The sequence below is a fragment of the Synechococcus sp. RC10B2 genome, from assembly GCF_047502635.1.
In genome coordinates this window covers 44,386-55,504 of the sequence record NZ_JANSHO010000073.1, presented here as the reverse complement: position 1 = coordinate 55,504, position 11,119 = coordinate 44,386, and the positions used below count along the sequence as shown (strand labels likewise).

Below are 11,119 nucleotides of genomic sequence, written 5' to 3'. Positions count from 1 at the left end.
TGCTGGGCAAAGTTCTGCTTTGTTCAGCGTTGCATAAGTCTTTCGGAGCGGCATCTACGACCACCTGATTCAGGGGGACTTGCTGGAGCTGCTGCAGCAGACCTCAGAGCGCTACGACTTGCTCCTGGCGGCAGATGTGTTTATCTATCTGGGGGATCTGGCCCAGGTCTTGCCGGCCTGTGGGCGGGTGCTCAATCCCGGCGGGCTTTTGGCCTTCACCGTCGAGCAGGGATCCGCCCCCGGCTACGAGCTGGGATCCACCACGGGGCGCTCTGCCCACTCCGCCGCCTACGTGCTGCAGCAGGCAGAACGGGCAGGGCTGGATCCCGTCTATCACCAGAACTTTACCCTGCGGCGAGAGGGAGAAACCGACGTGCCCGGAGCCGTGTGGTGTTTACGTCGGCAGCCGTGATCGAAAGCGGCTGGCCCGAAATGGCTGTAGGCCCTCTATCCGCGCCCGGAAAGAATCGAGTAGAGTGGGGGCGCCCGCCTGGATTTGGATTGGGTTTTTATGAATCCGGACACCCCGCCTGCTGCGCCCTCGTCCCGCCGCTTCCCCGTTCGTCCTGTGGCAACGCTGGCCCTCGCCGCCGGCCTCCTGGCGGGGCCTACGCCCTTCTGCAGCGGCTACGGCTGCAGATGCACCGGGATCTGATCCTCTATCGGTACGCCGCTTTCTCCGGCTATGGAGATGTGACAGCGTTCGATCCCGGCCCAAGCGACCGCTGGTTTCCGCTCACCTACCCCGTATTGGCTCGCTGGGGAGGATCCGCCGACCCAAGCCGCCGCAGCTACGCCTTTGACACGCCGCTGCCCGACTACGTGGATCCCGGCGACCCTGGAGATCGCTACTTTCTGGAAGCCAAAGCCTTGCGGGACGGCTATGCCCGCCAGGCAATCTACGCCGGCAATGAGCTGCTGGCCCGCTTCCCGCAGAGCCGCTATGCCGGGGATGTGCTCATGAGTCTGGACGGCCTGACGGGAGAGGCTGCCTTCCTAGGGCGGCTGCTGGCGCAATTTCCCGACAGCGATCGCGCTCTGGAGGCAGCGCTGGGGCTGGGGCCTGTTGACCACTGAGTCTTCACCGTACTGCAGCTTCATGGCCTCTTCACAGAGCCTGCATGGAAGGCCAACAGCGGCATCCTCTGACGGGAGCTGTCTTGCGGGATCCGGGGATAAGGCTTTATCTCCCTTTTATCTCGCCGGATCTGGGTTAGCCTTGGGTTGAGTGTCCTTGGGCCCTGATGGATCCCGCGACCTTTTTGGAGCGCTACGGGTTTGAGCTAGAGGGGCAAGCCAGTCAGGCCTGGGTGGAGCGCTGGAGCAAACAGTTCCCAGCCTCTTGGATCCCGGCGGCCCTGCTGGAAGCCCTCTACCAGGGTCGCTACAAGGCCACCTCTGTGGAACAGATCCTCCGCCTCTGGCAGCGCCGTGGCGCTCCTCACCTCACCTTTCCCCCCGAAATCAGCCAATCCCTGTGGCGGGAACAACAGGAGCTGATCCGGTCTTTGGTCTCGACTGCCGCCAGCTCTTTTGCCCGCCCTCCCTCACCGCTCCCAGCCCCGCTCAGGAGAGGATCCCTCTTCTCCGGAGAATCGGCCATTTCTCTCGACTTGTTGTTGGATGAGCTGCAGGATCTCCCGCCCAAGCTGCGCCACCTGCTCGTTCATGTTCATCCTGCCCCGCCGACCTCCTCGGCGGCTCGCGCTGGTGGGACGGAGCTTTTGGTAACTTTGGAGCTGCAGCTTGCCGACCCTGTGGATCCTGACCAGCCATCCCAAGGGCAGCCTGGGTGAGTTTGCGATTTTGCCTCAGGGATCCTTGCCATCACAAACTCCGGCCTGCTCCCACCCCAGCAGAGCTTGGCGGGATGGGGGATAGGAGTGTCAGGTCTAGTCAAGACTGGCGTTGAAGGTCAAGCTCCCGCCATAGCCTATCAGGGCTGAGCGGGAGTTCTCGACGCCAGGCTCCACGGCGGCAGTGAACTGGCTGTGCACAGCCTATCCTGCCGGAGCTATCCCACTTGTCGAGCAACTGCACCAGGGCAGGCATTGAGCCCAGCCTGTCCCCCTTGATCCCCCTAGCCTAGGATGGCGGTCGCCCCGGCGAAAGCTTCCTCCCGCAGCAGGGCAGCCTTATCCGTGCGCTCCCAGGGCAGATCCAGATGGGTTTGCCCGAAGTGCCCGTAGACCGCCACGTTTTGATAGAAGCGCCCTCCCCTTTGGCGGGGCAACTCTCGCAGTTGGAACTGCGCCAGAATGGCCGCCGGCCTCAGGTCGAAGTGGCGCTGCACCAGCCGCAGCAGAGCTTCATCGGGGATGCGGCCGGTGCCAAAAGTTTCCACCAAAAGGTTGATGGGACGAGCCACCCCAATGGCGTAGCTGACCTGCACCTCGCATTTTTGCGCCAGGCCGGCGGCCACGATGTTCTTGGCCACATAGCGGGCGGCATAGGCGGCGCTGCGATCCACCTTGGTGGGATCCTTGCCGGAGAAGGCCCCGCCCCCGTGGCGGGAATAGCCGCCGTAGGTATCGACGATGATCTTGCGTCCGGTCAGGCCGGCATCCCCCTGGGGTCCGCCGATGACGAACTTGCCGGTGGGATTGGTGAGGAAGCGGGTGTTGCCATCGGGTTTGATGGGCAGCTCGGCAAACACCGGCTGCACCACCGCCTCCCAGAGATCGGCGCGGATCCGCTCCTGCACCGCTGCCTCTTCTGTAATGGCACCGATGGTCGGCGTGTGCTGGGTAGAGATCAGCAGGGTGTGAATGCCCACCGGCCGCCCCTCCTCATAGGCCACAGTCACCTGCGTTTTGCCATCCGGACGCAGGTAGGGCAGGGTGCCGTTTTTGCGAACCGCGGCCAACTGGCGGCTGAGGCGGTGGGCCAAGCTGATGGGCAGTGGCATCAACTCGGGGGTTTCGTCGCAGGCGAAGCCAAACATCAAGCCCTGATCCCCGGCCCCGATCAAGTCGAATTCATCTTCCTGAGATGTGCGACTTTCCAGAGCCAAGTTCACCCCCTGGGCGATGTCGGGGGATTGTTCATCGAAAGCCACCAACACCGCGCAGCTTTCTGCAGAGAAGCCGTTCTTGGCGTCGGTATAGCCAATTTCGGCCACCTTGTCCCGCACCAGTCGGGCGAAGTTGACATGCGCCTGCGAGGTGATCTCCCCGGTCAGGATCACCATGCCTGTATTCACCACCACCTCTGCCGCCACTCGACTTAAGGGATCCGCCGTCAAGAGGGCATCCACGATGGCGTCAGAGATCTGGTCGCAAATTTTGTCGGGGTGCCCTTCTGTCACCGACTCTGAGGAAAACAAAAACGACTTGGACAACGAACCTCTCCTTAAGACGAAACAGATACAACCAAGAACTGCCCAGAAAGCAGAGCCTGCTGCTGCCGTTCATCATCCGCCGGCCTGAGCAGGGATCCCTTCCACCTCAGCCGAGCAGAAGAACAGACCTAGGCCGTGGCCGACGCAGGAGCAAGAGCGCCGTATCGCACCGAGGACTTTGCCGCCGAAGCAATAGAGCCTCGCTCCGCTGCTGCAACCAGAGCTATTGGGAAGCGCTAAAGGGCGAAGTCGTCAGAAAAGTCCCCCTGGCAAGAGGACTGTCCTCTAGAGAAAGCTTTATTCCTTTATCTTTCGGTTACTGACTAACCGCAGGAGTTGGCACCGTAGCGGAGGCTTCCGCCGGTTGCCGCAGCTTCGTTGGGCCTGATCCCTCAGTCTGCTCTGGATAAAGAACGGAACTTGTCCTTATCGTACCCCTAACCTCGACGCATTTGTCAAAAAAATGGTTGCTGAGTGAGCCTCAGTCCAACAGCTTCTGCCACCAGTCGGTGGACTGGGCGGCCCTGAGAAAAAAGACGCTGGCCAAGCCCAAGGGAAAGAGGACGCCGAGAAAACCGACCGTCCCCAGCGCCCAAGCTAGGCGATGCAGGTGTCTTTTGCTGGCAGCGCCCGCGGCTGTTTCTGCCAAGACGGCCAACATCGATCCCAAAGCCGCCAACAGGGATCCACCCAGCCCAGCCAGATAGGCGGGCCCCAGCCACGGCTGCAACTGGGCAGCAGAGGCAATTTCCAGGCGTGGCAAGACTTGAAAACACCCTATCGCCAGCACGGCCCAGATGAAAGAGTACATCAGCAGGCTATCTCGAAAAGCGGCAGCCGGCTCTTTCATGATCCCAGCCCAATTGGGGATGAGTATGCAGCAAAACCCAACTTCTGGCTTGACAGGGATCCTAACCCATCTGCCCCAACTCTCCTGAAACCTGAAAACCTGAAAGCCAGATTAGGATGAAGAGCAGTCTGCTGAGCGAAAACTTCGGCCTGCCAGACCCCTCCTGCGGCTTCCCAACCCTCCATAGCCATGCCCCCCTCTCCCCTGCCGGAAACGCCCGGATCCCTGCCCACCTCGGCCCCCGAGCCGGAAGCCGAACAAAACCGGCGACACCGCCAAAGGATGCAACGCCGCCAGCAGATCCAGCGGCAGCGCCTGGCGAGCATGCGCGACGACAAGGGCTTGGTGATCATCTATACGGGGCAGGGCAAGGGCAAGAGCACAGCGGCCTTCGGCACCCTCTTCCGTGCCCTCGGCCAAGGGTTATCGGTGGGGGTGGTGCAATTTATCAAGGGGGCCTGGGATCCGGGCGAAGCCAAATTGTTGCGCAAGTTGGCCGCCCATCCCGAGCTGGAGCTGGGGAAAATTGCCTTTTACGCCATGGGGGAGGGCTTTACCTGGGAAACTCAGGATCGGGAGCGGGATATCGCCCACGCGCAGGCGGCCTGGGAAAAGGGGCGGGAGCTGTTCAGCAGCGGCGAGTACCACCTGGTGCTCCTCGATGAGATCAATGTTGCCCTCAAGCTGGGGTATCTCTCCCTGGAGCAGGTGTTGGCCGGCCTGGCCGAGAAACCGGAGCGAGTGCACGTGATCCTAACTGGGCGGGGCGCGCCGGCAGGCCTGATCGAGCGGGCCGACTTGGTTACCGAGATGACCTTGATCAAGCATCCCTTTCGCGACCAAGGGATCAAAGCGCAAATCGGCATCGAGTTCTAGTCCTTGGGTGGGGCAAGATGGCCATTCTGCTGGCGGCAGCCACAAGCGGCAGCGGCAAGACCACCGTCACGTTGGCTCTGTTGGCCGCCCTGCGGCGGCGGGGCCTGCGCATCCAGCCCTTCAAGGTGGGGCCTGACTACATCGATCCCCTGTTCCACACGGCGGTGAGCGGGATCCCCTGTCGTAACTTGGATCCCTTTTTAACCGATGAGAACTTTGTGCAGCGCTGCTTTCGCCACCACTGCCAGGGCAAAGATGGGGCAATTGTAGAGGGGGTGATGGGCCTCTTCGATGGGCGGGCGCCCGCATCCCCGCCAGATCCCACGAGCAGAACGGAGCCCTTTTTTGCCAGCAGCGCCCATGTGGCCCGCCTGCTGGGGATCCCCGTGGTGCTGGTCATCGACGGCAGCGGCATGGGAATGACAGTGGCCGCTTTGCTCTACGGCCTGAGCCGCTTCGATCCCGGCCTGGCCATCGCCGGCGTCATTTTCAACCAGGTGGCCTCGGAGCGGCACGGCCAGATTTTACAGCAAGCGGCGGCAGCGGTAGGGATCCCGGTTTTGGGCCAATTGCCCCGCCGTGAGGATCTGCGCCTGCCCAGCCGCCACCTGGGGCTGGTGCCCGTCTCAGAGCTGGATCACTTCCCCCACTGGCAGGAGGCCTGGGCCGACCTGGCCGAGCAGCACCTGAATTGGGACAAGCTGCTGCCGCTGATTCGAACGCTTCCCCCGGCAGCAGGAGAGCTATGGCCAGGGATCCCCTCTCTCGCGGAAAGGACTCCGTCCCGCCACCGTGAACGGGTTCGGGTAGGGGTGGCCCAAGACGCCGCCTTTAACTTCTACTACGCCGACAACTTGGACTTGCTGCGGGCCTGTGGCGCCGAGCTGCTGGCGTACTCTCCCCTGCAGGTGGGGCTGTGGCCGCCGGATCCCTGCGACGGCCTGCTCTTGGGGGGCGGGTTCCCAGAACTGTTTGCCGCCACCCTCTCTGAGAAAATAGCCCGACAGCCACCGCCGCCCGCCCACCCACCCCTGTATGCCGAATGCGGCGGACTGATGGTGCTGGGACGATCTCTCACCGATTTGCAGGGAAAGACCTACCCCATGGCCGGGCTGCTGCCCATCACGGTGGACATGGGCAGCCGGCTGTGTCTGGGCTACCGCGAGGCCACTGTTTTGCGCCCCACCCTGCTGGTCGAGGCCGGGGATCGCCTACGCGGGCACGAATTTCACCGCTCCCGCAGCACCCCCACCTCCCCCAGCCCAATCTACAGCTGGGGATCCCCGCCCCACCGGGAAGGCTGGGCCGGCCAGCGCCTGCACGCCTCCTATCTGCACCTTCACTGGGGATCCCGTCCCGATCTGGCAGTGCGGCTACTCCAGAATTTCTTAAGAATTGCTCAAGGCGCTCCTGATCCCGCTTAAAATAAAGCAGCGATGCAGCCCCAGTCTCCCGTTGCTGCGTCCGCCTTAGCCGCTTTCCGGCAATTGTCTAAAAAAGCTGCCGCCCTGCTCTGGAAGCAGATTCAAAGCAGATCAGTGAAAAGATCGCCATTCAGGGTTCAAAATCCGCTCCGATAGCAGGCTTCAGCGATCCCCAACTGCTTTGAGACTCTTTGAGCAATCAGTCTCCCTTCTTCCCAATCCCCAGGCCACAGCATCGAGTGTTTCCCTCTAGTTATCCGTGATATTCCTCAGCCTTTTCCCACCACAATTCCTCGGGAACCTACCCTACCTCCATCCGTCTGTAAGACCTAGCCCACTTGACCTCGCAAACGGGTCAACCCTTTCTAGACGTGCCACAATCGTCCTGGCCAAAGGGTGGGCAAAATCTTCACCGATAAAGCACTTCGGGATCAAGGCCCAAGCCCCGCCAAAGGAAAACTGACCGGTTCTCGGCAGGGATCGGATCCCAGCGGGCAAGAGTTTTGAATTAGGGTAAACTTTAATGTCTGTTCTGAGAGGAGTGTTAAATTAAATACAACATCCTCCTGCCTTAGACTTTGCCTAGCATGCTATTTGGCCTTCAGTAGTCTTGCTTAGTCTCTGGAGAGATGCTAAACGGATCCCTTTCTTGAGGATTTGTCGATCGTTATGCTAGATATGACTCTAAGTGACTAGGCATAAATTACTAGAACGCGCCCCGATGGGCCAACTCGCTATGGGAGGAGTGTGATGTTCGCACGGTTGGCGGAACAATACCGCAGCTACGTTCAAGACCTGGTGATGAGTTTGCAGGCTCTGGCCATTGTTTTGGAGAAGCGGGGCTACCCGGCTTCTTGCTACACCTGCGGCACCTCATTTGAGAGCGCCTCCTTCATGGTCAGCTTACGGGAGGGGCACTTGATTCGCTTTTTGGTTTCCGAATGCTCCATCAGTTGGACGGAGATGCGGGATGACCGGGAGCTAATGAAGTTAGAAGGGGCAGAAGCCATTCGCCAACTCCAGGATCTGGCAGAGCTGATCAAAGACGATCTGGTTGCTGCTGCCGCGCCGGCAGAAGCTCTAGCTGCCAGCAGTTGATTCCCATGCAGTTGGATGAGAAGCCTAGCCTACGGCCCTTTGGGCCTAGCCGAAGCTAAGCTAGACTCAAGGCGCCTCCCGAGCACCTTCCCCCTCCAACACTTGTCACCGGCCTTCATACCCCCAAGGGGATTCGAACCCCTGTCGCATCCGTGAAAGGGATGTGTCCTAGGCCTCTAGACGATGGGGGCATCCCAGAAATGACGCGATCCTGATTGTAAAGAGAGAGGTGTAATTTTGTCAACTTAAACTTATGTCCTCTCCTAGTCGGCGTCTCCCGAGTCCCGTTCTGCCAAGTTCAGGATCAAAATCCCCAGCAGAGCCAGGCCCAGCAAGCCGGCAATCACGAGGGGTTCATCCGGGATCACATCCATGCTAGGCCTCAAGCTGTCAACTTTACAGGCTGCTGGCTCCGAGCAACGCAGCACAGCCTCAGGGCGGCAAACCGTCCTAGGCGGAGCAGCCGTCCAGTGGCTTACACTACACTAAAAAGTAACAACCCATCGCTTGGACTGGCATGATTCCCACCGTTATTGAGCAATCTGCACGCGGCGAGCGCGCCTTTGATATCTACTCGCGTCTATTGCGGGATCGGATCATCTTCTTGGGCACCCAGGTGGACGACGACATTGCCAACCTGATCGTGGCCCAGATGCTCTACCTGGAATCTGAAGACCCCGAGAAAGATATTTACCTCTACATCAACTCTCCCGGCGGCTCCGTCTATGCCGGTATGGCCATCTACGACACCATGCAGCACATTCAGCCGGATGTCTCCACCATCTGCATTGGCTTGGCCGCCAGCATGGGAGCCTTTTTGCTGGCAGGAGGTGCCAAAGGCAAACGCATTGCCCTTCCCCACGCCCGCATCATGATTCACCAACCCCTCGGTGGAGCCCAGGGGCCAGCCACCGATATCGAGATTCAGGCTAAAGAGATCCTCTTTATCAAAAACAGTCTCAACAGCCTGCTGGCCTACCACACTGGCCAGCCCCTGGAGCGCATCGAGCGCGATACCGACCGCGACAACTTTATGACTCCAGAGCAGGCCAAAGAATACGGCCTCATCGACCAGGTGATCACCAGGAGACCCCAACCATCCTTGGCCGCCGTTTCTTAGCCCCTCTGGCCGCTGCAGACAAACCCACCCAGCTCCCTTCTCAAGGGAGCTTTTGCCTTTTCCAGGGATCCCACCCAGGGATATTAAGAAAGCCAAAGAAATCTATATTTTCGGCGCCAACCAAGGGGGCTTACTTTAATCAAACTAATCGAACTCATAAAGAAAGTAACGATCAGCCTGTCTTTGCGGATGATAGCTTAGGATTAAACCAATGTAGGCTTGTGTTTGTCAAAGTTCTAGCCTAGACAGTGTATAGAAATCTCGCCACTGGATTTCCAAAATCCAGGCGGTTGAGGCTAGCGATTGGCAGCGCTTGAAAAGGAGGGTTTAGGACTTTACATCCGCTTGGATGAAGACTGTCTCGAAGCCCAAGTAGGGCCTCACAGTTGTGAGGCGAGTTCATTCACGAAAACTCGGTGGTCTGTGGTTTTGGCCCTGAGTTTTGCCTCTTGATTGCATCCGTGAATGGCATTTTCTGGTTTTGTGATTCGTTTAGAGGGAGATCAACGTGGCCTACTCAGCAACCCAAACCAAAAAGGGCTATCAAGCCGGCGTAAAGGATTACCGACTCACGTATTACACGCCCGATTACACGCCCAAGGATACCGACGTCTTGGCCTGTTTCCGGGTTACTCCTCAGCCGGGCGTTCCCCCCGAAGAGGCCGGGGCGGCTGTGGCGGCTGAATCTTCGACCGGCACCTGGACAACCGTGTGGACGGATCTGCTCACCGACTTGGATCGGTACAAGGGCCGCTGCTACGACATCGAGCCGGTCCCGGGCGAAGAGAATCAATACTTCTGCTTCGTCGCCTACCCGCTGGATCTGTTCGAGGAAGGCTCGGTCACCAACATGCTCACCTCGATTGTAGGCAACGTCTTTGGCTTCAAAGCCTTGAAAGCGTTGCGGCTGGAGGATGTGCGGATCCCGGTGGCCTACCTGAAGACCTTCCAGGGCCCTCCCCACGGCATTCAGGTGGAGCGGGACAAGTTGAACAAGTACGGCCGTCCGCTGCTGGGCTGCACCATCAAGCCCAAGCTGGGCCTTTCCGCCAAAAACTACGGACGGGCCGTGTACGAGGCGCTGCGGGGCGGGTTGGACTTCACCAAAGACGACGAAAACATCAACTCCCAGCCCTTCCAGCGCTGGCGGGATCGCTACCTCTTTGTGATGGAGGCTGTCCACAAGGCGCAGGCAGAGACTGGCGAGATCAAGGGGCACTACCTGAACGTGACGGCGCCCACCTGTGAGGAGATGTTCAAGCGGGCGGAGTTTGCCAAGGAGATCGGTGCCCCCATCATCATGCACGATTACCTGACTGCCGGATTTACCGCCAACACCAGCTTGGCCAAGTGGTGCCGCGACAACGGCATCCTGCTGCACATTCACCGCGCCATGCATGCCGTGATTGACCGCCAGAAAAACCACGGCATCCACTTCCGGGTGCTGGCCAAGTGCTTGCGCATGTCCGGCGGCGACCACCTGCATGCCGGTACGGTGGTGGGCAAGTTGGAGGGCGACCGCGCCATCACCATGGGCTTTGTGGATCTCATGCGGGAAAACTACGTGGAGGCCGACCGCTCCCGCGGCATTTTCTTCACCCAAGATTGGGCCTCCATGCCTGGGGTGATGCCGGTGGCCTCCGGTGGCATTCACGTCTGGCACATGCCGGCGCTGGTGGAGATCTTCGGCGACGACGCGGTGCTGCAGTTTGGTGGCGGAACCCTGGGACACCCCTGGGGGAACGCGCCAGGCGCCACTGCCAACCGGGTGGCCCTAGAAGCCTGTATCCAGGCCCGCAATGAGGGTCGGGATCTGGCCCGTGAGGGCAACGAGATCATCCGCGAAGCGGCCAAGTGGTCGCCGGAACTGGCGGCTGCCTGCGAGCTGTGGAAGGAGATCAAGTTCGAGTTCAAGCCCGTCGATACGCTCTAGAGATCTGCCGGGGGCAAGGGATCCCCAGAGTTCTCTTGCCCCGCTGCTTCGGCTTACCCCTGGACTGGCCATGGATCTGAAACAGATCGCCAAAGATACGGCCAAAACCTTGATCAGCTACCTGACCTATCAGGCAATGCGCACGGTGCTGGCCCAACTGAGCGAGACGGATCCTCCCAGGGCCCTGTGGCTGCAGCAGTTCTCGGCTCGGCAAAACCTTCAGGAGGGGGAAACCTACCTGCGGGCTTTGCTGGCAGAGCGTCCTGACCTGGCCTATCGCATCATGACCGTTCGCGAGCACATTGCGGCGGAGGTGGTGGACTACTTGCCGGAGATGGCCAAGACCGGCATCCAGCAAGCCAACATGGAACACCGCCGTAGCCACCTGGAACGGCTTACCTCAGCAGCGGGATCCCCGCTGGCCACGCACCCGGAAGCGGGATCCCCTCTTCAGAACCCTACACCTGAAACGGAGTAA

11 protein-coding genes, 1 tRNA gene and 1 riboswitch are annotated in these 11,119 nt (G+C 60.1%); of the genes, 9 read left to right on the top strand and 3 right to left on the bottom strand.

The features are described 5' to 3' along the window. Positions 1–52: 52 nt before the first annotated feature. From NW855_RS11100 to NW855_RS11090, 3 genes are all read left to right on the top strand, one after another. A complete protein-coding gene (locus tag NW855_RS11100; protein WP_143596959.1) occupies positions 53–412 on the top strand; it encodes a methyltransferase domain-containing protein in 360 nt (119 codons plus the stop codon). An 89-nt stretch (positions 413–501) separates the two neighbouring features. Beyond that, the gene (locus NW855_RS11095; protein WP_143596960.1) at positions 502–1,077 is read left to right on the top strand and encodes a tetratricopeptide repeat protein; all 576 of its coding nucleotides are present in this window, start codon (positions 502–504) and stop codon (positions 1,075–1,077) included. A 167-nt stretch (positions 1,078–1,244) separates the two neighbouring features. Beyond that, positions 1,245–1,796 (top strand): hypothetical protein, encoded by a 552-nt coding sequence (locus tag NW855_RS11090; protein WP_099812198.1) that lies wholly within the window; start codon positions 1,245–1,247, stop codon positions 1,794–1,796. A 284-nt stretch (positions 1,797–2,080) separates the two neighbouring features. On the opposite strand, the gene metK is transcribed toward NW855_RS11090, so the two are convergent. Both metK and NW855_RS11080 read right to left on the bottom strand, forming a co-directional pair. Further along, positions 2,081–3,340, bottom strand: a complete 1,260-nt coding sequence (metK, locus tag NW855_RS11085; RefSeq protein WP_414508752.1) for a methionine adenosyltransferase — start codon at positions 3,338–3,340, stop codon at positions 2,081–2,083. Positions 3,341–3,642: 302 nt separating this feature from the next. Beyond that, positions 3,643–3,753: riboswitch (SAM riboswitch) on the bottom strand. A gap of 68 nt (positions 3,754–3,821) precedes the next feature. Beyond that, positions 3,822–4,190 (bottom strand): hypothetical protein, encoded by a 369-nt coding sequence (locus tag NW855_RS11080; RefSeq protein WP_011430055.1) that lies wholly within the window; start codon positions 4,188–4,190, stop codon positions 3,822–3,824. Between the two features lie 189 nt (positions 4,191–4,379). On the opposite strand from NW855_RS11080, the gene cobO reads away from it, so the two are divergent. The 3 genes from cobO (at position 4,380) to NW855_RS11065 (ending at position 7,588) form a co-directional block, all read left to right on the top strand. Next, the gene (cobO, locus tag NW855_RS11075; RefSeq protein WP_011430056.1) at positions 4,380–5,066 is read left to right on the top strand and encodes a cob(I)yrinic acid a,c-diamide adenosyltransferase; all 687 of its coding nucleotides are present in this window, start codon (positions 4,380–4,382) and stop codon (positions 5,064–5,066) included. 17 nt (positions 5,067–5,083) lie between these two features. Further along, positions 5,084–6,490 carry a cobyrinate a,c-diamide synthase gene (locus NW855_RS11070; protein WP_099812197.1) on the top strand — a complete coding sequence of 469 codons (1,407 nt, stop codon included), beginning with the start codon at positions 5,084–5,086 and terminating at the stop codon, positions 6,488–6,490. Between the two features lie 750 nt (positions 6,491–7,240). After that, positions 7,241–7,588, top strand: a complete 348-nt coding sequence (locus NW855_RS11065; RefSeq protein ID WP_011430058.1) for a DUF1815 family protein — start codon at positions 7,241–7,243, stop codon at positions 7,586–7,588. A gap of 118 nt (positions 7,589–7,706) precedes the next feature. Here the strand turns inward: NW855_RS11065 and NW855_RS11060 are convergent. Beyond that, positions 7,707–7,779, bottom strand: a tRNA-Glu gene (locus tag NW855_RS11060). A 326-nt stretch (positions 7,780–8,105) separates the two neighbouring features. Between NW855_RS11060 and clpP the strand changes: the two genes are divergently transcribed. The 3 genes from clpP (at position 8,106) to rcbX (ending at position 11,119) form a co-directional block, all read left to right on the top strand. After that, positions 8,106–8,708 (top strand): ATP-dependent Clp endopeptidase proteolytic subunit ClpP, encoded by a 603-nt coding sequence (gene clpP / locus NW855_RS11055; RefSeq protein WP_011430060.1) that lies wholly within the window; start codon positions 8,106–8,108, stop codon positions 8,706–8,708. A gap of 508 nt (positions 8,709–9,216) precedes the next feature. Next, entirely contained in the window at positions 9,217–10,641 is a 1,425-nt protein-coding gene (locus tag NW855_RS11050; protein ID WP_011430061.1) for a form I ribulose bisphosphate carboxylase large subunit, read from the top strand. A gap of 70 nt (positions 10,642–10,711) precedes the next feature. Then, positions 10,712–11,119 (top strand): RuBisCO chaperone RbcX, encoded by a 408-nt coding sequence (gene rcbX, locus NW855_RS11045; RefSeq protein WP_011430062.1) that lies wholly within the window; start codon positions 10,712–10,714, stop codon positions 11,117–11,119.

Excerpts from the sequence above, each read along its gene's own strand:
- NW855_RS11090 (WP_099812198.1), top strand. The coding sequence starts at position 1,245 with ATGGATCCCGCGACCTTTTTGGAGCGCTACGGGTTTGAGCTAGAGGGG.
- NW855_RS11080 (WP_011430055.1), bottom strand. The coding sequence starts at position 4,190 with ATGAAAGAGCCGGCTGCCGCTTTTCGAGATAGCCTGCTGATGTACTCT.
- cobO (WP_011430056.1), top strand. The coding sequence starts at position 4,380 with ATGCCCCCCTCTCCCCTGCCGGAAACGCCCGGATCCCTGCCCACCTCG.
- NW855_RS11070 (WP_099812197.1), top strand. The coding sequence starts at position 5,084 with ATGGCCATTCTGCTGGCGGCAGCCACAAGCGGCAGCGGCAAGACCACC.
- NW855_RS11065 (WP_011430058.1), top strand. The coding sequence starts at position 7,241 with ATGTTCGCACGGTTGGCGGAACAATACCGCAGCTACGTTCAAGACCTG.
- clpP (WP_011430060.1), top strand. The coding sequence starts at position 8,106 with ATGATTCCCACCGTTATTGAGCAATCTGCACGCGGCGAGCGCGCCTTT.
- rcbX (WP_011430062.1), top strand. The coding sequence starts at position 10,712 with ATGGATCTGAAACAGATCGCCAAAGATACGGCCAAAACCTTGATCAGC.